Origin of the sequence: Achromobacter sp. AONIH1 (assembly GCF_002902905.1) — a bacterium.
GTDB lineage: Bacteria > Pseudomonadota > Gammaproteobacteria > Burkholderiales > Burkholderiaceae_B > Achromobacter.
The window spans coordinates 2,616,171-2,639,163 of sequence record NZ_CP026124.1; the positions used below are offsets into that span (position 1 = coordinate 2,616,171).

The following is a 22,993-nucleotide window of genomic DNA, read 5'->3' on the forward strand; positions in this document are numbered from 1 at the left end:
GGGCCGCCGCTGCCGAGGCATAGTTCCACGTGGCGCTCATCCCTGTATTTCCAACATCTAGGAGCCTTTCAACATGACACCGCAAGGCAAGGCATATCTGGACTACCTGCAAGCGAGCCTGGCGGATGCATCCAGGTTGGCTCCGGATCTCGAAAGCCTCGACATGCACAACATCTCTGTCGAAACCCTGATGAACGGGCAGGTGAGTGAGCACGTCACAAAAAAGCTGTTTGAACAAGCTCGCAAGGGCGCTGGCAATCGCTTCGACCCCGCTCGCCTCTGGCCGCTTCCCATAACGGTCGCCCCACAGGCGTTTCTGGCGCGGAGTAGGCACGGATTCCGTAGCAGTCGCACGCCGGATAGGATCTTGCCGGTATTAATTCATGCTAGGTTGCGCGAGGATGGCCAACTGATCGGTGATGAAAGGCTCGCCTCTCCCGTCGTCTTGCCTCGCAATCTGTTGGATCCCACTGATTCAGAGATCGTTTTGGGAACCCTCGACGATGCGGACGCAGCCTATGCGCGGCGCAGCGATGATCCCGGTGCCTGGCCGGCGTTGATCAAGCTGGCGGACGCGTTGATGTTCGCTGTCACGGGCGGTGGCGTGGCCGACATCAAGATCGAAGGGTATGTCCCGCAAGACCAAGCGCATGTCTGGTTGCGCGGTTCAGGCGCGACCACCGCCGCCATTGAGACGCTGGTTGATCGCTTGAGGGCGAGCGATGCGCCGGATGTCCCCCTGCTGACCAAGTTGATCACGGCGGCGCCGGCGCAGGATCTGCTGACGACCTCCAGGCAATTGGCCTTGGGCGCCTTGCACATCGGTCAGATGGAATGCCGTTATGGCCTGGCGTCATCGCAGAGAGAATCCTTGGCACATTTTCTTGCGTCGAGCGCGTCTGATGTCCTGGCGGTGGATGGGCCACCGGGAACCGGCAAGACGACCCTGCTGTTGAGTGTCATCGCAAATCAGTGGGTGCAGGCGGCGCTGGATCGAGAACAGCCGCCTCTGATTGTCGCCGCATCGACCAATAACCAGGCCGTGCTCAATATTCTGCGGGCTTTCGCACAAGTCACGGAGCCGGAGGGGGCCTTGGCCGGGCGCTGGTTGCCCGGACTTGCCAGCTACGGTCTGTATATGCCCGCCCAGGGCAAGCAAGGGGGCCAGGAGCAACGGGACTTTCCCGTGCATGCAATAGTCGGCATGGGCCGGGATGCGGACTACGATGTGAAAGTCCACGAATCAGAGGAAGGCTGCGCGGCGGCAGGTCGGTATTTTCTGGAAAAAGCCCAGGAGGCGTTTCCTGCCGAACCGTTGGTAAGCCTGGACGCCGCCTGCCGAGTGATCCATCAGCAGCTGCGGCACACCGTCGAGGCCGTTCGCGCCGTAATGGCTGCGCTGCAGACGATTCGGGAGCTTGCCGGCGATTCCGCATTCGATATCTCGAGGTCCGAGGCGGTGGCGGCGCGCCTGGGTGACGCCGTGGTGGCTGGTAAAGAGGCGCTGGATGTAGCCTTACGTGACAAGCAGGACATGCATGGCTTGTACCGCTCCTGGCATCGTCACTGCGCCTCAGAGCCATGGTGGATCGCACTTTTGGCGGTGGCGGGCGCTCGCGGCATGAGGCAGCGCAGGGACCTTGCCTTCCTGGCGGAAGCAGAGGCTGAGCAGGGTTGGCCGGTGGGCACGCTCTTGCGTGGCTTGAGAGATAGGGACGCGGCTGATCATGCCTTGCTACGCCTGCTGGAGTCTCAGGAGTCATTGGTGCGCGCAGCTGACGATCAGTTGGGGCGGGCCCGGTCGAGCGAGGCATCTTTCACGCAGGCGCTCGAAGTACTGAGAAGGATCGTCCCCGCGCCGGATGAACTTACGGCAGAGAAAGTGCTGCTGACGTTGGACATGGGCTTGCGGTTTCGCGCATTCAAGCTGGCGACGCACTATTGGGAGGCGCGCTATCTGCTAGAGGTGCAGGAACAGATCGTTCGCATGGGGAAAATGGATGACAGCAAGCGGCCGGACAAGCTGATGCGGCAATACCGGAGGCTGGCCAAGCTCTTTCCATGCTTTGTCTCGACGTTTCACACGCTGCCCAAGCGCTTTGAGGCATTTAATGGAAATCCTGAAACGCTGTTCAACGCAATCGATCTGTTGATCGTGGACGAAGCGGGTCAGTCCTCGCCGGAAATCGGCGTGCCATCTTTCGGGCTGGCGAAACGAGCGCTGGTGGTGGGGGATGTCGATCAGATCAAGCCTGTATGGGCGGTGCCCAAATCACTGGACAGGATAAACGCGCAGTTGCACGGCGTCATTCCTCATATGTCCGGGCTGGAGAACTTTTACGATGAGGGTATCTCGGCGTCGGCAGGGAGTCTGATGGCCCTGGCTAAGCGGGCGACGCCATATTCCAAGCATGCCGCGCGAGGGCGCGGTATGTTTCTCAGCGAACATCGGCGTTGCTGGCCGGAAATCATCGATATTTGCAACCGGCTTGTCTACCAGGGGCTATTGCAGCCTTGCCGCGATGAAGGCATCAGGTTGTTAACGCCTTCTGTTGGCTATGCGCATATTGCGGGTTTGCCGCAGCAGGTTGGCAGGAGCTGGAGAAACTTGCTCGAGGCATCCGTCATTGCGAAGTGGCTGGCTCAACAAAAGGACGAAATCGAAGCGGCATATCAGGCGGAAAACAAGTCCTTCAACCAGCTAGTGGCAGTCATCACGCCATTTGCAGAGCAGGCCAAAACCCTGCGCGGCGAACTGAGGAAAACGCTGGGAGAGAGCCATGGTATTACGGTGGGAACCGTGTTTTCGTTGCAAGGCGCCGAGCGGAAAGTAATTGTTTTCTCGCCTGTCTACGGAGCGGGGATCGGTGCGGGAGCGCCTATGCTGGACCGGGATCCATCGATGTTGAATGTCGCAATATCGCGCGCCCAAGACGCTTTTCTGGTATTTGGCGACATGCATCTCTTTCATCCAGATGGAGATCGTCCGTCCGCAATCGTCGGGCGCGCACTCTTCAAGGGCACGGAGAGCGAGATTCCCATCCCCGCTGAATGGCTGGCGGCGGGTTTCGACATGTCGCCGGCGGCCTTGATACGGGATCTGGCGGGGCACCGGCGCGCCCTGGTGGAAGCGTTCAGCGTCGCCCGCGCGCGCCTGGTGATTACTTCGCCATTCCTCTCGCTGCGTGCCATCCAGGCGGACGGTGTATTGGAAATGATCCGGAAGGCGGTGGCCAGAGGGGTGGTGGTGACGATCGTCAGCGATCCGTCCTTTGATTCCAAGAATGAAGACGTCTATCAGCGGTGCGTTGAGTGCCTGTCCGAGGCGGGAGCGCGGGTTCGGGAGAAACACGTGCATAGCAAGCTGCTGTTGGTCGATTTCGAGTGGTTGGTGGTTGGGTCATTCAACTGGCTGTCCGCCACGCGCGGTGAAGGGCAGCGCTACGCACGCTACGAATCGTCGTTGAGATATGACGGCGAGGAAGCGTTCGAGATGATCGGCCGCAGCTTGAGCGATCTGAAAGGACTTGTGGACCTATCGCGGAGTTCAAGGAGTGTGGTGGTTTCTCAATGACGCGGCAGGCCAGAAATCTGCGGCCGCAGACGTCGGAAATGTGCAGTCGAGGTCCGGTGCAACATTTTTCCAATGAAACAGTACATGCGCGTATCGTGTCAGACTGCAACCGATATTCACGACAACGGTTTATGCTTTTCCGCCAACTCCAGGCTTGCGCGCCGCTCAGGGCGAGCAGAATTACCCCTATGAATGATAGTGGTGGGAAAGCAGGATCACGGAAAAATCCTGAAACGACCTGACCGCCCGCCAACCTGATTCGTCCGCCACGCGTCCGTAGAATGCCGTCTCCATCAATAACCCCCGGCTGAATAAGAGCGAACCATGAAAAAAACCATTCTTCTCGCTTCCGTCTGCGCCGCCTTGCTCCAGGCCTGCGCCCCGGCGTCCAACTCCACTCGCGAAGGAGCGTCCTCCATGTCCGCCACCGCCTCGTCCGCCGCCTCCCAGGCCACGCTGTCCGCCTACTACTGGCACCTGGCCTCGGCCGTCGACGCCTCGGGCAAGCCCATCGCGGCGCTGCAAAAGGGCATCGACAATCGCCTGCGTCTGTCCTTCACCGAGCAAGGCCTGAGCATCACCGGCGGCTGCAACACGCAGTTCGGCGGCTATCGCTATGACAAGGGCGTGCTGCAGGTGGCGCAGCTGGCCGCCACCATGAAGGCCTGCGAACCCAGCCTGATGGCGCTGGACGCCGAAGTGGGCCAGCGCATCAAGGGCGACCTGCGCGCCTCGGTCGCCACCGACGCGCCCGAACCCGTGCTGCAACTGGTCGCCCAGGACGGCGCCGTGCTCAAGTTCACCGGCGAGCCCACGCCCGAGACCCGTTACGGCAGCAAGGGCGAGACCATGTTCCTGGAAGTGGCCGCCAAGCGCGTCAAGTGCAGCCACCCGATGATCCCCAACTACCAGTGCCTGCAGGTGCGCGAGCGCCGCTACAGCGAGTCCGGTGTGCAGCAGCCCGCGACCGACAAGTGGCATCCGCTGTACCAGTCGATCGACGGCTACGAGCACCGCGACGGCGTGCGCACCGTGCTGCGCGTCAAGCAATACGACTGGAAGAACCCGCCCGCCGACGCGCCGTCCAAGGTCTATGTGCTGGATATGGTGGTGGAGCAGGACATGTCTGGCAAGAAACCGAAGTAAACTCGCCGCCGGCCGCCATGCGGCCCGTCAAAGGCCGGACGGAACCCCACGTCCGGCCTTTGGCATTCTGGGCGGCGCGCCGTGGCTATCCACGGCCGGCGTCGGGCGGCTTGATCTTTGTCATGCCATCGGATGGCGCGCGGATGCCAGAATCCGATGACGCCATGAACGCCTATCCCCTGTTCCTCATCCTGCACCTGTTGGCCGCCTTTCTCTTCGTCGGCACGGTGACATTCGAAGTCTTGTTCCTGGAACCGGTGCACAAGCGCCTGCCCGTTGACGTGCGCAAGGCGCTGGGCGGTCAGCTCGGGCCGCGCGTGCGGGTGGTGCTGCCCTGGTCGGTGGCGGTGCTGTACCTGGCGGGGCTGGCAATGGCCTGGCAGTATCGCGGCGCGCTGGCGGATCCGTTGGGCTCGCCGTTCGGCATCCTGCTGTCGCTGAAGATCGCGCTGGCGCTTAGCGTGCTGGCGCATGTGCTCACTGCGTTGACGCTGGCGCGGCGGCAGCGCCTGAGCGGGGCGCTGAGCCGGCGCATGCATGTCAGCGTGTTCTGTCACATGGTGCTGATCGTGGTGCTGGCCAAGGCGATGTTCCATGTGGCGTGGTGAGCGCGGCGTGATGCCGCGCCGGGCCGCCCGATACTCGAAGCGTCAGACGGGCAAGACCAGCGGTTCCCGCGTGCCGTAGCCTTCCTCGCCATACACCAGCCCCGGCAACGGCGAACGGCCGCGTCCGCAGGCGTCCCACAATTCCCCGACCCACTGCATGGCCGTGTCGACGATCACGTTCTGCACGTCGAAGCCGGCTTCGTCCGAGCCGAACAGGGGCACCTCGGGCTCGATGCCGTCTTCGGTATGGCGCACGTCGAACAGGTAGCGGTGGCCTTCGATGGCCTTGTTGAGCACGAACAGGTCCGGGCCTTCCAGGCTGGCCACGACCGAGAACGTGCCTTCGCCGTCCTGGTCGGGGAACACCACGATGTGGATTTCGCGCGCCTTGGGCGGCAGGGCGGCGATCAGCGCGGTCAGCGTGGCGCGGGCCGTGGCGTCGTGGGCGCGCAGGATGCGCAGCAGTTCGGCTTCGTAGTCGGATTGGGTCATGGGTGTTTCGTTCAGGGCGGGGGGCGCGGGTTCAGGCATGCGCCGGCTGGGCGCATGGGCGGTTGGATGGTCTGTTTTAACAGAAGCCGTCCCGACGCCCTGAACGGCAAGCGCGCACTGCTACGGCCCTGCGCGGGGCGCCGTCTCTTTCCTGTATTCCCGCACGTACTGCCCAAAGCGCAGCATCGGCACCTCGCCCCGCAAGGTCTGGGGCAGCAGCTTGCCGCAGAAGTATGCGCTGTCCGCCACCGGCCGTTGCGGAAAGTACCGGGGCGCCAGCTGCTTGTGCGCCTGCATCCTGGCATTGTCGATGAAGGCTTCGGCCTGTTCCGGCCCGATGGCTTCGACCAGCTGCGCGCGGATCAGCATTTGCAGTTCGGTCTGATGGCGGCCATGGTTGCGGTCCCAGTCCTGGTACAGCCCTTGCAGCATGGATTGCGTTCCGGGGGCGTCGCGCGCGCAGTGTTCGAGCGTGTTCGCGGCCAGTCCGCGCACGTCCATGAAGGCGGTATAGAGGAATTGCAGGCGGCCCGTGCTGTCGGCCGGCGCGGGCGACGGAAGGATGGCCAGGAGGCAGGCGGCGGCGCGAAGCAATGTGCGGAGTGTCATGGTGGCCCTGGCAGGATCTGGAGAAAGGGCGCGCAATGAAGCGCGCTCGAAGATCATGCGGGGGCCGCGCGGCGCACGCCACCAGAGGATTCTGAAATTGACGACGAGGGCCGCTGGCGGGCTTCAGGCCCGTTTGCAGAACGGGCAGTACAGCTCGTTGATGAAGTCGTCCGGCTCGATGTTGTCGCTGGGGATCAGCACGGCCATCGCGCCATGCGCTGCGCGCGGACCACGGTGGCGGAAAGACAAAAAGTGGTTCATCGCACCTTACCGGGGACGGCGCGATGAACCAGTCAATCGTCCCATGCGACTGGCGCAATCCGGCCAGACGCGTGTCACTTGGGCATCACCACCGTATCGATGACGTGAATCACGCCGTTGTCCGCCACCACGTCCGTCTTCACGACCTTGGCGTTGTCGACGCTGACTTGTCCGCCATTCACGGCCACGGTCAACGAATCGCCTTCAACCGTCTTCACCGGGCCCGCCTTGACGTCCTTCGCCATCACCTTGCCGGGCACGACATGGTAGGTGAGCACCTTGGTCAAGGCCGCCTTGTCTTTCAGCAGCGCATCGAGTTTGTCTTTGGGGATCTTGGCGAATGCGTCATCGGTCGGCGCGAACACGGTGAACGGCCCGGGGCCCTTCAGCGTGTCGACCAATCCCGCGGCTTGCACCGCGGTCACCAAGGTATTGAAGGAACCTGCTGACTTCGCTGTGTCCACGATGTCGGCGGCTTGCGCGGTGCCGAGCGCGAGGGCGAACGTCAGGGTGGTCAGGACGCGTTTCATAATCGACTCCTTTCATAGACGAGGGGGGGCTGCACGATGAGGTTGGCGCCCCGGTTGCGCGGTATCGAGTGGGTCATGTGAACCGCTTGAAAGTAAATTTACGCGCCGAAATCTTCACAGTCCATAAAATGACCCGCTAAAATACAAACAAAACGGGTCAATATCGGGTCATAAAGAGGGCGTCGACATGGAACATCAGGCTTCTTCGGAACCGCAGCACGTGAGTTATCGCAGCGGCGCGGCGGCGCGGCTGGCAGGACTTTCCCCGGAAACACTGCGTGTCTGGGAGCGGCGCTACAACCTTTCCAACACGGAGCGCTCCGAACGTGGGCAGCGCTTGTATTCCGCAGAACAGGTCCGCAAATTGAGCCTGTTGAAACAGTTGGTGGACCAGGGCCATGCGATCGGCGTGCTTGCCCTGATGCCTGACGCCCAACTGCAAGAACTCGCCAATGCGGCATACACGCAGCCTGATGCCGTCGGACCCATTCGAATCGGGGTAATTGGCAGCAACCTTGCGAAGCGCATTGCGGGCAGCGCGCGCGACAGAGCCGATCTGGTGCTGGAATACAGCCGTTCCCAGCTTGAGCAGGCCGCGCAGGACGCGCCAAACGCCAGCGTGGAAGTCCTGGTCATCGAGCAATCAGAATTGCACGACAACGCGGTTTCGCTGATCGCCGGCATCAAGAATCGTTGGGGCGCGGTCGCTGTCGTGGTGCTCTATCGCTTCTGCGCCAGCGCCACCATTCGGGCGCTTCGCGCCCAGGACTGCCTGGTTGCGCGCGTTCCAGCCGATGTAAACGAGCTTGCGCTGCTGTGCCGCTCGGCCCTGACCGGAGAACGTCTTCCGCCACAACCGCCATCCCACCTGCCCGACATCCGTTTTGACGAAAGCGCGCTGCTGACCATCATGGCTTCCGGCAGCGGGCTGGCATGCGAATGCCCCAAACATCTGGCGGACCTGTTGATGATGGTGGGTAGCTTCGAACGCTATAGCGCCCAATGCGCCTCGCGCAGTGCGGACGATGCCCAGTTGCACAGCGATTTGCAGCGGGCCGCGGGTCAGGCGCGCGCCATCCTGGAAGCCGCGATGGAAAAGCTCGCGACGGCCGAAGGTCTGCCCATGCCACCCACGACACGTCTTTGATCACGTCCGCGACGCGTCAAACGCCCGGCACTCCGCCTTCAACCATTCCGAGAATATCCGCGTGCGCCGTTCCTGCGGTCGTCGCGACAGCAGCACGTACCGCGCCGGCGCCGCGACGTGCTTGCCGAACACATCGACCAGCCGCCCGCTACGGACCTCGTCATGCACCATCGCGCTGCGCCCGATCGCCACGCCCTGGTGATACAGCGCCGCGCCGATGGCCAGGCTGGCCAGGTTGAACTGCGGGCCGTCCAGATGCTTGAGCCAGCGCGGCTGGTGCGCCTGCATCCAGGTGCGCCACTCGATGAACTCCGCCGCGCCGACCCAGGGCGAGGCGTCGTGCAGAAACGCCACGCCGTCCAGCGACTTGCCGGCCTGGAACTGCGGATGCGCGGCCAGATACTCGGGCGTGGCCACCACCAGCAGGTACTCGTCCATCAGCGCGTCGGCCTGTAAATGGCCGTAGTCGTCCGGGTCGTAGCGGATGGCGATGTCGATGTCTTCCTCGTCCATCCGCTTGCGGTCCAGCGGCTGGAATTCCGCCTTCAGCCGTACCGACACGTCCGGCTGCAGGCGATGGAATTCCGTCAGGCGCGGCATCAGCCATTGCAGCGCGAACGAGGGCAGGCAATTGACCTGCAAGGCTGACGCGGGCAGGCCCAGCCGCTCGATCTCTTGCTGGATGTCGCCCAGCGCGCGGCTGACGGTGGCGTGCAGCTGCTCGCCCTTGGGCGTGAACGTCAGCCCGCGCTGCCGCCGCACGAACAGCGGATAGCCCAGCCGGTCTTCCAGCTGGCGGATCTGCTGGCTGACCGCGCTCTGCGTCAGGCTCATGGCCTCGGCCGCCCGGGTGAAGCTGAGATGGCGGCCCGCCATGTCAAAGCAGCGCAGCGCGCCCAGCAGCGTGGAATCGAAATGGACTGGCATGAAGAGGGCAGAAATAAGTCAGGCTAATGGCAGGATTAGAAATCATCGCTATTCTTGCACGCCGCCGGCTTCTACGATCTGCGCCTGTTCCTTCCCATGCCCGCGCAAGATGACCGTCAATCTCGATCCCCAGTTATTAGCCCAGCTTCAATCCCGCACGCCGCTGCTGTGGCTCAACCCGGCCCGGGGCGGCCCGCTGCCCGACGACGCGCCGTCCCTGGATCGGATCGACGACGCGCAGCAGCGCCTGGCGCGCTGCGCGCCGCTGCTGGCCGGGCTGTTTCCCGAGTTGGCGAATGCGGGTGGGCAGATCGAGTCCCGCCTGATGCCCGCCCAGGCCTTGCAGCAGCAACTGGGCGGCGCTTCGGCGTCCGGCAGCTGGTATCTCAAGCGTGATGACGAACTGCCCGTGGCCGGCTCCATCAAGGCCCGTGGCGGTTTTCATGAAGTGCTGGCCCTTGCAGAGTCCATCGCGCTGGAGCACGGCCTGCTGCCCCACGCCGACGCCGACCGCCGCCTGCTGGCCACGCCACAGGCCCGCGCGCTGTTCGGCCAGTACGCCGTGACCGTGGGCAGCACCGGCAACCTGGGCATGAGCATCGGCGTCATGGCGGCCGCGCTGGGCTTTGACGCCGTGGTGCACATGTCCGCCGACGCCAAGGCATGGAAGAAAGACCGCCTGCGCCAGCGCGGCGTGCGCGTCATCGAGCACGCCGGCGACTACGCCCAGGCCGTCGCCGCCGGCCGGGCGCAGGCGCTGGCCGCGCCGCGCAGCCACTTCGTCGACGACGAGCAATCCGAGCTGCTGTTCTTCGGCTACGCCGCCGCCGCGCGCGGCCTGGCGCGGCAACTGGCCGAGGCGGGCCGCAAGGTCGACGCCGAACATCCGCTGTTCGTCTACATCCCCTGCGGCGTCGGCGGCGCGCCAGGCGGCATCACCCATGGACTCAAGGCGCTGTACGGCGACCACGTGCATTGCTTCTTCGCCGAGCCGGTGGCCTCGCCGTGCATGCTGGTGCAGCTGGCCGCCGGCATGCAGACTCCCACGTCCGTCTACGACCTGGGCCTGGACAACCGCACCGAAGCCGACGGCCTGGCGGTCGGGCAGGCGTCCGAGCTGGTGGCGTCGCTGATGACGCCGCAACTGGGCGGCGTCTTCACCGTGTCGGACGACGAGCTGTACCTGAACCTGCTGGCCCTGAAGGACAGCCTGGACGCCGAGATCGAACCCTCGGCCGCCGCCGCCGTCTCGGGGCCGGGCTGGCTGCAGGGCTCGGCCGCCGGCCGCGCCTATGCCCAGGGCCTGGCCATGGCCAACGCCACGCACGTCATCTGGGCCACTGGCGGATCGCTGGTGCCGCGTGATGCGTTGCGCGGCTTCCAGGAACACGCCAGGACGCTGCGTCCGCGCCGCGCGGCCTGAGCCGCCACGTTCCGATATCCCGCGGATATCAGGCAGAGCCCCAGCAGATCCCCAGCCGATCCCAGGCAGACCCCCATACCAACAACGACATTCCAAGGAGACAACCCGTGAGCGCCAGCGCTTCCCTACCCGCCGGCCGGGCCGCAAACCCGGACCAGCAAGCCTTTGAAAACGCGACCTACAGAAAGGTCGCGCTGCGGTTCATCCCCTTCCTGATGCTCTGCTACGTGGTCGCATACCTGGACCGCATCAACATCGGCATCGCCAAGCTCAACATGCTGGCGGACCTGCAATTCAGCGAAGCGGCCTATGGTCTGGGCGCCGGGCTGTTCTTCATCGGCTACATGGTGTTCGAGGTGCCCAGCAACCTCATCATGCACCGCGTCGGCGCGCGCCTGTGGATCGCGCGCATCATGATTTCCTGGGGCATCCTGTCGGGCGTCATGGCCTTCGTCACCACGCCCTGGCAGTTCTACACCGTGCGCTTCCTGCTCGGCGTGGCCGAGGCCGGTTTCTATCCGGGCGTGATCCTTTATCTGACGTACTGGTTTCCGAACCGCCGCCGCGCCAAGATGACCGCCATTTTCCAGGCCGGCATCCCCGTGGCCGGGCTGATCGGCAACCCGCTGTCGGGCTGGATCATGGAACGCTTCCATCTGGTCGGCGGCCATCCGGGCTGGCAATGGCTGTTCGTGCTGGAAGCGCTGCCGACCATTCCGCTGGCCATCGGCGTGCTGCTCATCCTGTCCAACCGCGTGCAGGACGCCACCTGGCTCACGCAGCAACAGCGCGACCTGATCACCCGCGACATCGCCGAAGACAACGCCGGCCGCGAGCACATGCCGCTGCTGCGGGCGCTGCGCGACGCGCGCATCTGGAAAATCATCGCCATGACCTTCCCGGCGATGATGGCGCTGTACACGCTGGGCTTCTACCTGCCCACGCTGATCAAGGACGCCGGCGCCGAAGGCGGCGTGCGCATCGGCCTCTTGAGCGCCATTCCGTACCTGGTCGCCATGGTGGCCATGGTGCTGGTCGGACGCAGTTCGGACCTGCGCCGCGAGCGCCGCTGGCACCTGGTCTTCATCCTGGTGCTGGGCGCCGTGGGCCTGGTCGCCAGCGTCTTCGCCGGCACCAACCTGACGCTGGCCGTGATCGCGCTGTCCGTGGCCGCCGCTGGCATCATTAGCTTCTCGCCCATCATGTGGACGCTGCCCACCGCCTTCCTGGGCGGCGCCACGGCGGCCGCGTCCATCGGCATCATCAACAGCCTGGCCAACCTGGGCGGCTTTGTCAGCCCTTACCTGATCGGCTGGATCCGCGACATCTATCACAGCACCGCGCCGGCCATCTACGTGATCGCGGGCGCGCTGCTGGTCAGCGCCCTGATCGCGCTGAGCTTCGACCCCAAGAAAGTCAATCGCTGAAGAGCCCGCAACATGGCAAGCACACCCGCAACACCGCTGCGTCTGGCCGTCGCCGGCCTGATCCACGAGACCAACACCTACGCCGCCGAATTCGCCGGCCAGACCCCGCTGCGCGCCTTCGAGCAGTACAGCGGCCAGGACCAGATCCTGCAAGCCTTCGACAAATCCAACCACCAGGTCGGCGGCTTCATCGAAGGCGCGCGGCAGGCCGGCGCGGAACTGGTCTGCGCCTACGTCGGCCAGGCCACGCCATCCGGCACCATCGAGGCCCAGGCCTATGCCCAGATGAAGCGCCGCATCCTCGACGGCCTGCGCGCCGCGCTGCCGGTGGACGGCGTGCTGCTGGCGCTGCACGGCGCCGGCGTCGCCGACGGCGTCGAAGACATCGAGGGCGACCTGTGCGTGGCCGTGCGCGAACTGGTTGGCCCCGCCACGCCCATCGCCGCCGTCTACGACCTGCACGGCAACATGACCGAGGCCATGCGCGACAGCTGCGAACTGACCTTGCCTTGCAAGCTCTATCCGCACACGGATTTTCATGATCGGGGCGTGGAGGCGGTGGCGCTGCTGCGCGAGATCATCGCCGGCCGCCTGCGGCCCGTGACCGTCATGCGCCGCCTGCCCATGCTGCCCTACATCGTCACCACGCAGGAAGGCTTCATTCCCGCCGAGGTCAACGCCGTCTGCGCCGAACTGGCCCAGCGGCCCGGCGTCATCGACTGTTCATGGTTCCACGGCTTTCCCTACGCGGACATCGCCGCGCCGTGCCCCGCCGTGGTCTGCACCAGCGCCGGCGACCTTGCGCTGGCCGAGCGCTGCGCTGACGAAGTCGCGCAATGGATCTGGACGCGCCGCGAGGACTTCCGCCCGTCCTTCCCCAGCCCGGCCGAAGGCGTGGCGCAGGCCCTGGCCGCCGCGCACGGCCCGGTCGTCGTCAACGAATACGCCGACAACCCCGGCGGTGGCACGCCCGGCGACGGCACCCACTTGCTGCGCGCCGTCCTCGACGCCCAGCCCGCGCCCGGCACCTGCTGTTTCGCGTCCATCAACGACGCCGCCGTCGTCGAACAGGCCCGGCAGGCCGGCGTGGGCGCCACCATCAGCATCTCGCTGGGCGGCAAGCAGGGGCGTTTCCAGGGTGAACCGCTGCGCGTGAATGCCTACGTCAAGGCCATCACCGACGGCCGTTTCATCAACCGCGCCGGCTCCATGTTCGAAGGCGTGCGCTTCGACCTGGGCGCGATGTGCCGCCTGGTCATCCAGGGCGTGGACGTCATCGTCGCCTCGCGCGCCGAACAGATCTATGACGAGGAACCGTTTTTTCTGCACGGCATCGACGTCAACGCGTACAAGCTCATCGCCATCAAGGGGGCCAACCACTTTCGGGCGGGTTATCGGCGGTTGGCCGCGCAGATCGTCTCGGTGGATAGCGTGGGGTTGAGTACTGCTGATATCACTTCGTTTCCGAGGGAGCGGCTGGTTGGAGAGTATTGGCCGTTGGCGGATCGCGCTGCGTTGGAGGACAGGCAAGGAGCCTGACGCCGAGCGGTACCGATATCCGCAGTCGATCGGCCACGGCTCGACTCGTGAGCGAGTCGAGCCGTAGCGCCATCATCCATCAATCCCTGAACGCGCCGGCTCCCGCAATATCCTTGGGCACCAGGCATCTGTGCTTCTTCGGGTTGCTCATATCGCAGACAAAGAACCACGCAGTCCAAGGTCCTTGAATCGCGTCCGCCGTCAGTTGGGACTTTTTCGCCGGTATGACGTCGCTGAGGCCATACCTGAGGGGATTCAGGCATTGATTGATCGGCCCGGGCGCCTCAAGGCAGAACGTGACGGCCACGGGTTTCGTGCAATCGTTCTGGATCCGCTTGTACGCGTCCGACACGCCTTTGCCGCTTTGGACGATGCGCACGCATTTGCCCGAGATGTACGGCGCATGATCATTTTCCTGTGCCGGCGTCTGCGGCCGAGCACCGGCAGGCGCCGCGGCTGTTGATATCGGCGTCTTGCCGCGCGGCGATGCGGAATCGCTGGCCGAGGGCCATCCCGCGTCACGATGGCACTGATACACCTTCAGCCGTGGCGTGATGGTGTCAGCGAAGTTCGGCGGCTCCCTGTTGATGACCAGGTCGGCGCAGGCGCCACCTGAATTCCCCTCGCACCCGAGCAATGCGCGTTGCCGTGGCGTGTCCGTCATGCCGTAGGCGGAGTACATGCGCAGTCCGTTGTTTTGAACGTTTGTGCTGGCTTCACGCTGGAGTGCCACCAGATCCTGGAAGTACGCATCCAACTCTGCTTTCGGGAGCATTTTCTCGCGCAGGGCCGCGAACTTCAGCGTGATCGCCCCGTGAGAGGGGCTTGAAATCGTCGTTTCGACCGGGCAGTTCGCGGAGGCCGTCGATCGCTCTTTCGAACTGGCGGCGGCAGGGGTTGATGCCGTCCGTGTGGCGCTGCCGGGCGCAGCGGCAGCTTTAGGGGGAACACTGCCGCTGCCTGGGCTGCTTGCTACCTTGCTTTCCGGCGAGGCGCCGGCGGGAGCCGCCTTGTTGCTGAGTTCCCCATCGACATAAAAGTACTCCTGGGCCTCCCCTTGGCGCTCCTGGGCCACGACCTTCCCTTGCCAGGCCCCATGCACTAGCACGCCTGTCGCCGTGGACATCACGTGTCCATTCAAGTACTTCGTGAGGGTCCCGGCGCCTTCGCCATACCCGTTCTTGCACGCGCCGCTCCATCCATACGAATAGCCTGGACTGAGCTGGGTCGCCCGCTTGATCACGCGACAGCCGGCCGAGTCGGTATGCCAAATCCCTTCCGAATGGGCCGGCGATACCGAACACACGGCAAGAATCAGGATGGACAGGATTGCTCTGACGGTGCGCATCGATTTCCCCGAATCATGTTTTCCAGCGGCGCGCCATGCATCTGGCTTTTATTGATCGCACGACTATACGCCCGTCAGCGCCGCCCGAGTCAGTCCCGCACCAGATACGCCTCGCCGCCCGGTTTCAGATACGGCGTCAGCGCCTTGAACGGCACCTGGGCATGCGTGCCCAAGCACGCGCCCGAGGCATGCCCCACGCCCGACACCGACAGGCTCAACGCGCCCGGCGCCTGCGCGCCCAGCGCCAGATACTCCGGCCACAGGTCCGCGCAATCTTCCAGGTTCGGATGCTGGTCGGCCTTGCTGGCGTCCGGCCCCTGGTCCACCGCCTGCTTCACCAGCGTCAGCAGCGCTGCGCTCTTCTCGCCGCCGAACGTGCGCTTGCCGGGCACATAGGCGTCAAACACCCGGTTCCAGTCCAGATACTCGCCGCGCAGCAGGTCGAAGGTATAGGCATCGAAATGGTTGTACGGATGCGCGCCGCCGCAATCCAGGCTGCCCGATTCCGTCACGGTCATCAGCGCGCGCGACAGCCAGGTCACTTTCACATCCTCTTCATCAAACCCGCCCAGCGTGCCCGCCATGGGATTGGTGCTGGTGTACGCGGTCGCCTTGCAGTCCAGCGCGCCCAGGCTCTTTTGCCAATGGCGCTGCTCCAGCAGGTAGTTGATGCGCTGCATGACCTGCGGGTCGGGATGGCGGGTCAGGCGGGGATAGGGGAATTTGGTGCGCGGGTCCTGCCACATCTGATAGGCGACCGTGGCGTTGCCGATTTCCTTGCCGACGGGCTTGGCGTGGCCGGCGAGTTTCAGTGTGTCGTAGGGGGCGCGGGTGGAAGTGATGCCGGCGTTCAGGTCCACGTCGCCCAGGTTGACCTGGGTGGCGCGGGCTTGCTTGCGGTCTTGTTCGAGCTGGGCGGTGTCGTATTGGGCGACGCGTTTCAGGTCGAAATGGCGTTGCTTGCCGGTTTTGGCGTCGGTCCAGGTGCCTTTGTAGGACGTGGGGGTGAGGGTGCCTTGCCAGGTGGCGGCGGGGGTGGAGGTGTTGGGGGAGGGGGAGGGTTCGGTCAGGGAGGCGGCGGTGCCGGTCAGGGGGATGTCTGTGCCGTGGGCGGGGTAGAAGTAGCGGCCGGTTAGGGGGCTGCTGGATGGGGTGGGGGGGGCGTCCAGTTCTAGGACGATGGTGCCGGCGCCTTGGAGGGGGCCGGTGTAGATGGTGCGGGGGGTGGCGAGGGCTTGGGTGCTGAGTAGGGATAGGGCGGCCAGGGTTAGCGTGGGGAGGAAAATTTGGCGACGATGGGGGATGAGCAGAGACATTTCTTGGATTGTCCGAGAGTCAGGCTGCAATATAGTCGAAGGCTCTTGGAGGGGCCTGTACTGGAGGCCAACGCCGCTAAGAAGTCGTTGGATGAAAAGCTCAACTTATTTATGGACAATGTCCCCTTTCGGCCAGAAGCCGCCATTCGACAGTCGCCTCATATTCCCCAAGAATTGGCAGTTGTCAGCGGGCGCGTCATAATTGCGTATGGGCTAAGCACTATAGCTATTTTCTGGTTGTCTTCGCGCCATATTCACTGCAAAACAGGGGGTCCTAATGGATGTGATAGAGTATTATCGTGCTCTTTTGAAAAACTCGGACGTCGTCATGGATACGATGGTCGGCGCAAATGGAGCAAGTGCGGCACTGATAGCGTCGCACAATTATCTGCTTGATTACGATTCACTGAAAATGGCGATCGCGCAACGGCCAGAAGCGACGGTCCTCGAATCAGCAGTAAAAGAATATCAATTCGCTCTTTTTGCATTGACTTCCGGGCAATATAGACACGCTTTTGGTGGGCTCAGGCTTTTTTTCGAACTCATGCTCGCTACGGTGCAGTTTTCGGCGCACGAAATTGACTATAGAATGTGGGCAAAAGACTCGAAAGATATCCACTGGAGCGCATTGAAAGATCCGCAAAGTGGCGTATTTTCGACTAATTTTGTCAAGGCGTTTAATCCGGCATTTTCGGAATGTGCCAAGCAATATTTGGCTGTTGCTGAAGCGGTATATCGTGAATGTTCGGAATTTGTGCACGGAAATGCAGGCACCCACGCGATCCTTCCAGCTGATATTGCATTTCAAGAACAGGCTTTTTTTTCTTGGCATGACAAAGCGAAGACAATGCGATTGGCGATCATTTTTGCCTTCTCTGCTCGATACCTGAATTACGTTACTAGAGAGGCGGCGGATCGAATGGAACCGATAATTACGGATGCTCTAGGGAATTTGCCTCCGGTTCAGGCAATGTTCTCAAAACCAGCGACAGGTGGATAACCATGGTAGACTTTTTCTTTCGAACTGAGGATATCCGGCCGGAAGAGGTGCTTGACTATTTTGTTGAAACCTCGAAAGACCGTCAGATCGTTGACGAGCTAAAAAATCGAAATCCTGTTGTTTTGGTAGGGAGTCGAGGCGTCGGCAAGTCATTCTTGCTTCGAGTGGCACAAAAGGAGCTCATGGATGCGTTCGAGACGGATCGCGTGTTCCCGATCTACATCAGCTTCGTCAGAAGTTCCTTGCTGCAGTCGTCCGATCCAGACCAGTTCAAACATTGGATGCTTGCAAGAATTTGCTCGTCGGTAATGAGAGGCTTGGCAAAAGCCGGCTTGCTCGGTGGCATGCCCAAGACAATAAGGCTGCTAGCTGGTGGAGCGGTGACGACATCGATTGGGCGCACGAAGATTGAGGAAATTGCTGACGCGTACGAAGCCTCTTGGAAAACGCCGAAAATCCCGGTGGAAGCAGACGATCTTCCTAGCATCGATGACTTCAAGGAAGCGTTAGAAGATCTGGCCGAGGAAATCAAAATCTCTCGGTTTGCCCTTCTCTTCGATGAGGCCGCGCACATATTTTTGCCGGAACAACAGCGGCAATTCTTTACGATGTTTAGAGATCTGCGATCGCACTGCATTACTTGCAATGCTGCGGTCTATCCAGGCGTAACGACGTTCGGTGAGACTTTTCAACCGGTTCACGACGCGACGATGCTCACCATTGATCGCGATATCCTCGCGGATGACTATGTAGAGAATATGCGGGAAATCGTCCAAAAGCAGGCGGATAGCAATCTTCTCGCCCAAATTGCGCAGTATGGAAAGAATTTTGCCACTCTGGCGTACGCTGCGAATGGTAATCCTCGTCTATTGTTGAAGACGATCGCTCATTGTCCGAAAATGAATTCTCAACAAGTAAACGAGATAATTAGGGAGTTTTATCGAACAGATATATGGGCCGAACACTCTACACTATCCGAAAAATATCTGGGGCACAAAGCTCTAATTGATTGGGGTAGAGAGTTTATTGAAACCCAGGTGCTTCCAGATATTAAAGCGAAGAATGATCAGTATTTGGCTTCCGATAAAGCCACGTCGGCTTTCTTTTGGATTAATAGAGATGCACCAGAACTGGTAAAAGAGGCATTGCGAGTCCTTGCCTATACTGGAATCGTGGTGGAGCATGCGACCGGCATCAAGGCAAGCCGGGCCGAAATTGGAAAGCGTTACGTGATTAATTTAGGGTGTCTTTTCGCACTTGAGGCATCTCCAACGAATTCGGCTTTTGAAATTGCAAAGCAATTGACTCCAAAGAGGATGACCGAATACGGGTCGAATTTTCCGTTGTATAAAAAGCTGACTGACCAAGCGGCGCTGATCACTAACGACGGCATGGAATTGGCGCTCAATGTTCAACTGGACAGGCCCGCCACTGTACTGGATTTGACAGCATGGCAGATAGAAAAATTGGCGGAGCTCGGGCTGAATACTGTGCGCGACGTTTTGAATGCAACAGAGGAGAAGCTTAAAGAGGCAAATTACGTTGGAGACGTGCGTGCGCGTCGAATGCGCAATGCAGCGGTTGCCGCAGTACTCGAGTATCTGTCGGGCTGATAACGAAAACAGCCGTCAAACTAAATTGTGGAGGCTAGGAGAAACTTCCTCGTCTTCGGTGCTGCGGAACTTAAAGCAAGACGCAAGGGATGTATGGGAAAGAAGTCGCGAGAGAAGCGTGAACGTCGGGAGCGCGCTGACGCGAGGAATGCGGCGACGTCGCTGCTCAAACAGATGCAGGAGTTCCACGGTAGATCAGAGCAACAGGAGGAGGCCGACCTGCACTTCCAGCGTGACGTAGTGGCTGTAGAGGCGGTACTGCGCAAATACGTGCGCTTAGATGCCGCTGTAGCAGTGGCCGTATCAGACCTTTGGCCGCCGAATGTGGCTAGCCCTGTCAAGCACCTGTTAGCCTGGGCAGTGCTCCTGGGTCTTCAGAGCGACTCGAACGACGCGCAGTCAATCCAGACTCACGAAGACTTCGCCCGCTTTCTGGCGGAGCTCTACGCGGCTTGGCCGGAGTTCCCGACGCTAGAGGACTGCCCCATCGAAGCAGATTGGGGCCGAGTTCGCGTCCCCCTTGGCGATAGCTACGTGCCGATGTTCTACGGCAGCTGCGTCGAGCGGCTTCCGGATTTTGTGCAGGCATTCCGCATCACGCATGCCGGCAACCAGGCAGCACTGGCCGACATGGACTTTGCTGTCGCTCTGCACGCTGACCTGATTGGGGCAGTTCCGAGCCCGGCCGACGCTGCATTCCCGGAGCCTGATCACGGTCACGTGGAGGTGCCGCCCGAGGATTTCTGGGCTTCGTGCCGTGCGGCGCTCCTTAGTACAGGCGCTCGGGTCGCCAAATGGCGAGCCAACGCAAGCGCCAAGCTGGTCACTTCCATGGGCGCATACAAGGCGCCACTGACTTGGGCGGCGTTTGGGGACGCTGTCCTCACGGGCGGAGCCCTGCCGTGCCTGGGCGTAGCGCAAGGCGAAACGTGGGTTCCAGTCTCGTTGCGGAGTGGACCGGGGGTCATCATCGATCACTGGGCTGAAGTTGGGGCGCTAGGCATCACCGCGCAAACTCACAAGGCAGTCGGCCGTTATATCGCCGCCCGACTGCGACATGTGATCGTCGGCCCGATGAAGCTAATGGTCAGCCGACAAGAATTCTCAGCCCTGACGGTCAGCTGCACCAACACCGGAGGCTCAAAGGTACATCTGTTCTGCACCTGCGACCATCGGTCACTTGAGGCTGCCGGCGCCGCGGCTTCCGCGGTCTATGCAGCTCTTCGCAGCGGCGGTGTCCTGAACCTGCGAAATGACGATGGGCGGGGTCTAACTTTCGGCCGAGGTGAGCAGGGCGGCCCCGGGGCTGACGATGTGCAGATAGTTATCGTCCTGACGCAGTCTGGTACTGGTTTCAACATGCTTGAGGCGCCCAAGCGGCCCACGAGGGTCATACCCTTGGCTGACTTCGTCAGCATCTTCGATGGCCTCGAGGACATGCAGGAGCTTGAGCAGTTCTGGAGCTTTGCGGACACACAGCGGGCAACGCTGTCGCCCTTCTCCCGCGCGCTTGCTGACCTCTTCGGGACGTTCAAGGACACGCACGGGGTGCTCGTAGAGGGAGCCATCAACCCGATGATGATTACCCTAGATCCGCATTGGGGCAGCGGGTGGCGCTTCCGTAGCCTGACCGAGTTCTGGGCGTCGGCGCCGCCGCGCTTCCCGGACGGGTCGCCTGGATGGCACGTGAAGCGCACCGCCAAGGGGGTCGTTGAACTTCGCTCGCGTCACCATGCTGCGATGGCGTACTCCACCCAGGTCGGCTCCTGCACCGTCCAAACAACGGTGACGGTGGAGCCCGGGCTGGAGGTCGAAGACGTCAAGATGGCGGACATGTTCGCGCAGATGGTTATCGACACGCTTCATGAGTGCGCAGGCGACTTCCAATCGGAAGCGCTATTTCAACGACAACAGCTGGTCTTCGCCTGCCGCGTCGCCGATCAGGGTCGAGTTGACCGAGAGCAGTTTCCGGCGCCTCTGGAGACCTTCGAGAAAATAGTGCTGTCTGCCACCGGAAGCGTGGCGAACCCAGCACGCGTTGAACTGAGACTGCATGCAACCGCCATACAGGCTGGCCTGAACGGGGCGCGGAACGCAGCCTTCGAGACCCGCTGCCTTCAAGAGGCATTTTCCGCCTGCACAGCGTCACTCGGCATCCCTGCCCCGCAGAATCTTGCAACCCGACTGGCGGCCCTCGCGGCGAGACCCGCACGGTACCATCTGCAGATGGTGGAGCGGACGATAGACGTGCCCGACTTTGCTGACCCAGTCATTCCAACGCCAACGGAGTACAAGCTCGCGCGCAAGGCACTGGCCGTCGTGATGAAGGAAAGTGGGCTCGAGCCTGGTCGCTACGAGCTGCACGAGGCAAAGGTTCGCATCGACGCGGCTCGAGAACGCTTTCGCCTTCACCTCGAAAAGCGGCTTGCATCCCTGGATAGGGAGATGCTGGCCATGGCCTGTGTCGAGCAGCACGACGGCTTACTTCTTGCCAGGCGCATCCGCGAGACCCGAGTGCATCAGAGCCGCGTCCACCAAGTCGACTACGACCGCTTGGAAGCTCTCTCCGAGGCTCGGAAGGAGTTCGAACACACCGCTCGCAACTACCGGTACCTGTTGGAGAAGTCAGTCAACTCCACCACGAGTGGCCAGGAGCGAATCACGCCGCAGCTCCTGCGAGAACTCATTGGATTGGTTGACTGGTACATGGTTCTTGCGGGAGCCAGCGACGTGTTGCACAACCAGGTTGACGTAGGCGGCGTAGACATCGACGACCAGTTCGTCCCCGAGGTCTTCTACTCTGAGACTTGGCAGGAGCAAGAGGAAGAGTACGCGCACGAGTTAGCGAGAATCAGGCTAGGCGAGGGCATCAAGAATGCCGACGCCGTGGAGGGCGCAGCCGCGGAGCTTCTGGTGAGTGAAGAGCTCCAGAAGGCATTCCGGGCTGACGTGGGGTTCGAGCTGCAGAAGCTCCTGCAGGCCCTGGCGGTGTTTACCCAGCCGGTGCGCCATGGCTTGGCGGACGACTTGGCGTTGTTCTATCTTGGAGAGCCGGACCACCTTGCTCATGCCATCGTGCAGGGCTTTGAGGGAATCACGCTGGCCGAGGCTGCCGCAATCGTGTCGTTCCTGACGCTTTCGGGACCCGACATCAGGCGCCTGCCCGGCAAGGCAATCGACGAGAGCGATATCCCGTTCTGGGAGCACAGCAAGCGTCTTCATCGCTATGCCATCCGGCCTCTTGCCCCTGTCGGCAAGCAGGTCGTCTGGGGAGCCGAGCATGCTAGTCGGTCTCAGCTCATATGGCTGTCAGCCGTTCGAGACGGCGTTCTCCCAGCCGACTTCCGGTGGCCAAACGTCCAGGCAGTCGTCAAGTCCATCAAGAAATCCATTGAGGATGCGCTCGAGGACCGAGCCGTGGAGATCCTCAAGCGCCACACCCCGTACGTTGAAGGCGGCGTGGATTTCTTCCGTCGGTTTCGCAAGGATGGATTCGCAGACGTCGGGGACTACGACGTCCTCGCCTACTGGCCGGCCACGAACACGGTCCTCTATGCGGAATGCAAGTACAACCAGACGACGCACTCAATAAAGGACTCGCGGCGGCTGCGAGACCGCATGTTCGGCGTGAGCGACGTGGACAGAGATGGCCAGTACAGTCGAATTCGCGGCCGTCGAGAGTTCCTGGCCCAGAATCGAGACAGGATGTTTGCCCTCTTAAAGTGGCCCAAGCCCGCGCAAGTGCCTCCCAGAGACGTGGAGGTTTATGTCAGCCGCGAGCTTCACTATTGGATGGTGCACCCGCCGTATGAGGTTCCCACCAAGTTCATCCGAGTGGACGCCTTGGATGCCTGGGTAACCAATGGGATGAGAACAGAGAAGCACTAGGCAAGGTGAATTGAGGACTTGTAGCATGTCCGCGCGCCTGAGGGCGAGAATCATGGAAGGTATCGGCTCGAGTACGCGGTAATCTCAGCGGAAAGTGCGGGCCTGTCATTAATTTCGTGTTCAAGGCATAACATACGTCCAAGGA

At 62.1% G+C, this 22,993-nt stretch carries 17 protein-coding genes; 10 read left to right on the plus strand and 7 right to left on the minus strand.

What is annotated here, in order from left to right; genetic code table 11:
• Positions 1-73 precede the first annotated feature (73 nt).
• The 3 genes from C2U31_RS11955 (at position 74) to C2U31_RS11965 (ending at position 5,328) form a co-directional block, all read left to right on the plus strand.
• Entirely contained in the window at positions 74-3,574 is a 3,501-nt protein-coding gene (locus tag C2U31_RS11955; protein ID WP_103272982.1) for an AAA domain-containing protein, read from the plus strand.
• A 417-nt stretch (positions 3,575-3,991) separates the two neighbouring features.
• Positions 3,992-4,720 (plus strand): META and DUF4377 domain-containing protein, encoded by a 729-nt coding sequence (locus C2U31_RS11960; RefSeq protein WP_199770989.1) that lies wholly within the window; start codon positions 3,992-3,994, stop codon positions 4,718-4,720.
• A 164-nt stretch (positions 4,721-4,884) separates the two neighbouring features.
• A complete protein-coding gene (locus C2U31_RS11965) occupies positions 4,885-5,328 on the plus strand; it encodes a CopD family copper resistance protein (protein WP_103276350.1) in 444 nt (147 codons plus the stop codon).
• Positions 5,329-5,370: 42 nt separating this feature from the next.
• On the opposite strand, the gene C2U31_RS11970 is transcribed toward C2U31_RS11965, so the two are convergent.
• The 4 genes from C2U31_RS11970 to C2U31_RS11980 form a co-directional block, all read right to left on the minus strand.
• A complete protein-coding gene (locus C2U31_RS11970) occupies positions 5,371-5,820 on the minus strand; it encodes a DUF6389 family protein (RefSeq protein WP_103272984.1) in 450 nt (149 codons plus the stop codon).
• Positions 5,821-5,940: 120 nt separating this feature from the next.
• Entirely contained in the window at positions 5,941-6,486 is a 546-nt protein-coding gene (locus tag C2U31_RS11975; RefSeq protein ID WP_158658357.1) for a hypothetical protein, read from the minus strand.
• A gap of 66 nt (positions 6,487-6,552) precedes the next feature.
• On the minus strand, positions 6,553-6,690 hold the full coding sequence (locus tag C2U31_RS30515; protein ID WP_158658358.1) for a hypothetical protein: 138 nt from the start codon (positions 6,688-6,690) through the stop codon (positions 6,553-6,555).
• Positions 6,691-6,764: 74 nt separating this feature from the next.
• The gene (locus tag C2U31_RS11980) at positions 6,765-7,220 is read right to left on the minus strand and encodes a fasciclin domain-containing protein (RefSeq protein WP_103272986.1); all 456 of its coding nucleotides are present in this window, start codon (positions 7,218-7,220) and stop codon (positions 6,765-6,767) included.
• Between the two features lie 187 nt (positions 7,221-7,407).
• Between C2U31_RS11980 and C2U31_RS11985 the strand changes: the two genes are divergently transcribed.
• On the plus strand, positions 7,408-8,367 hold the full coding sequence (locus C2U31_RS11985) for a MerR family transcriptional regulator (RefSeq protein ID WP_103272987.1): 960 nt from the start codon (positions 7,408-7,410) through the stop codon (positions 8,365-8,367).
• Here C2U31_RS11985 and C2U31_RS11990 read toward each other — a convergent pair whose 3' ends face one another.
• Entirely contained in the window at positions 8,368-9,294 is a 927-nt protein-coding gene (locus C2U31_RS11990) for a LysR substrate-binding domain-containing protein (RefSeq protein ID WP_103272988.1), read from the minus strand.
• A gap of 109 nt (positions 9,295-9,403) precedes the next feature.
• On the opposite strand from C2U31_RS11990, the gene C2U31_RS11995 reads away from it, so the two are divergent.
• The 3 genes from C2U31_RS11995 to C2U31_RS12005 all read left to right on the plus strand — a co-directional run bounded on the left by C2U31_RS11995 (position 9,404) and on the right by C2U31_RS12005 (position 13,683).
• Positions 9,404-10,717 carry a D-serine ammonia-lyase gene (locus tag C2U31_RS11995; protein WP_103272989.1) on the plus strand — a complete coding sequence of 438 codons (1,314 nt, stop codon included), beginning with the start codon at positions 9,404-9,406 and terminating at the stop codon, positions 10,715-10,717.
• A gap of 107 nt (positions 10,718-10,824) precedes the next feature.
• The gene (locus C2U31_RS12000) at positions 10,825-12,144 is read left to right on the plus strand and encodes an MFS transporter (protein ID WP_103272990.1); all 1,320 of its coding nucleotides are present in this window, start codon (positions 10,825-10,827) and stop codon (positions 12,142-12,144) included.
• 12 nt (positions 12,145-12,156) lie between these two features.
• Positions 12,157-13,683, plus strand: a complete 1,527-nt coding sequence (locus C2U31_RS12005; protein ID WP_103272991.1) for a M81 family metallopeptidase — start codon at positions 12,157-12,159, stop codon at positions 13,681-13,683.
• A 79-nt stretch (positions 13,684-13,762) separates the two neighbouring features.
• Here C2U31_RS12005 and C2U31_RS12010 read toward each other — a convergent pair whose 3' ends face one another.
• A complete protein-coding gene (locus C2U31_RS12010; RefSeq protein ID WP_103272992.1) occupies positions 13,763-15,031 on the minus strand; it encodes a hypothetical protein in 1,269 nt (422 codons plus the stop codon).
• 89 nt (positions 15,032-15,120) lie between these two features.
• Positions 15,121-16,347, minus strand: a complete 1,227-nt coding sequence (locus C2U31_RS12015) for a hypothetical protein (protein WP_103272993.1) — start codon at positions 16,345-16,347, stop codon at positions 15,121-15,123.
• A gap of 328 nt (positions 16,348-16,675) precedes the next feature.
• Between C2U31_RS12015 and C2U31_RS30520 the strand changes: the two genes are divergently transcribed.
• The 3 genes from C2U31_RS30520 to C2U31_RS12025 all read left to right on the plus strand — a co-directional run bounded on the left by C2U31_RS30520 (position 16,676) and on the right by C2U31_RS12025 (position 22,848).
• Positions 16,676-17,347, plus strand: coding sequence for a hypothetical protein (locus C2U31_RS30520; protein WP_158658359.1), 672 nt, complete (start codon positions 16,676-16,678; stop codon positions 17,345-17,347).
• A gap of 2 nt (positions 17,348-17,349) precedes the next feature.
• A complete protein-coding gene (locus C2U31_RS12020; protein WP_103272994.1) occupies positions 17,350-18,960 on the plus strand; it encodes a hypothetical protein in 1,611 nt (536 codons plus the stop codon).
• A 93-nt stretch (positions 18,961-19,053) separates the two neighbouring features.
• Positions 19,054-22,848, plus strand: a complete 3,795-nt coding sequence (locus C2U31_RS12025; RefSeq protein ID WP_158658360.1) for a hypothetical protein — start codon at positions 19,054-19,056, stop codon at positions 22,846-22,848.
• Positions 22,849-22,993 lie beyond the last annotated feature (145 nt).

What these genes read in the sequence shown, in the direction of transcription:
- C2U31_RS11955 (WP_103272982.1), top strand. Translation starts at nt 74, where the DNA reads ATGACACCGCAAGGCAAGGCATATCTGGACTACCTGCAAGCGAGCCTG.
- C2U31_RS11960 (WP_199770989.1), top strand. Translation starts at nt 3,992, where the DNA reads ATGTCCGCCACCGCCTCGTCCGCCGCCTCCCAGGCCACGCTGTCCGCC.
- C2U31_RS11965 (WP_103276350.1), top strand. Translation starts at nt 4,885, where the DNA reads ATGAACGCCTATCCCCTGTTCCTCATCCTGCACCTGTTGGCCGCCTTT.
- C2U31_RS11970 (WP_103272984.1), bottom strand. Translation starts at nt 5,820, where the DNA reads ATGACCCAATCCGACTACGAAGCCGAACTGCTGCGCATCCTGCGCGCC.
- C2U31_RS11975 (WP_158658357.1), bottom strand. Translation starts at nt 6,486, where the DNA reads ATGATCTTCGAGCGCGCTTCATTGCGCGCCCTTTCTCCAGATCCTGCC.
- C2U31_RS30515 (WP_158658358.1), bottom strand. Translation starts at nt 6,690, where the DNA reads ATGAACCACTTTTTGTCTTTCCGCCACCGTGGTCCGCGCGCAGCGCAT.
- C2U31_RS11980 (WP_103272986.1), bottom strand. Translation starts at nt 7,220, where the DNA reads ATGAAACGCGTCCTGACCACCCTGACGTTCGCCCTCGCGCTCGGCACC.
- C2U31_RS11985 (WP_103272987.1), top strand. Translation starts at nt 7,408, where the DNA reads ATGGAACATCAGGCTTCTTCGGAACCGCAGCACGTGAGTTATCGCAGC.
- C2U31_RS11990 (WP_103272988.1), bottom strand. Translation starts at nt 9,294, where the DNA reads ATGCCAGTCCATTTCGATTCCACGCTGCTGGGCGCGCTGCGCTGCTTT.
- C2U31_RS11995 (WP_103272989.1), top strand. Translation starts at nt 9,404, where the DNA reads ATGACCGTCAATCTCGATCCCCAGTTATTAGCCCAGCTTCAATCCCGC.
- C2U31_RS12005 (WP_103272991.1), top strand. Translation starts at nt 12,157, where the DNA reads ATGGCAAGCACACCCGCAACACCGCTGCGTCTGGCCGTCGCCGGCCTG.
- C2U31_RS12010 (WP_103272992.1), bottom strand. Translation starts at nt 15,031, where the DNA reads ATGCGCACCGTCAGAGCAATCCTGTCCATCCTGATTCTTGCCGTGTGT.
- C2U31_RS12015 (WP_103272993.1), bottom strand. Translation starts at nt 16,347, where the DNA reads ATGTCTCTGCTCATCCCCCATCGTCGCCAAATTTTCCTCCCCACGCTA.
- C2U31_RS30520 (WP_158658359.1), top strand. Translation starts at nt 16,676, where the DNA reads ATGGATACGATGGTCGGCGCAAATGGAGCAAGTGCGGCACTGATAGCG.
- C2U31_RS12020 (WP_103272994.1), top strand. Translation starts at nt 17,350, where the DNA reads ATGGTAGACTTTTTCTTTCGAACTGAGGATATCCGGCCGGAAGAGGTG.
- C2U31_RS12025 (WP_158658360.1), top strand. Translation starts at nt 19,054, where the DNA reads ATGGGAAAGAAGTCGCGAGAGAAGCGTGAACGTCGGGAGCGCGCTGAC.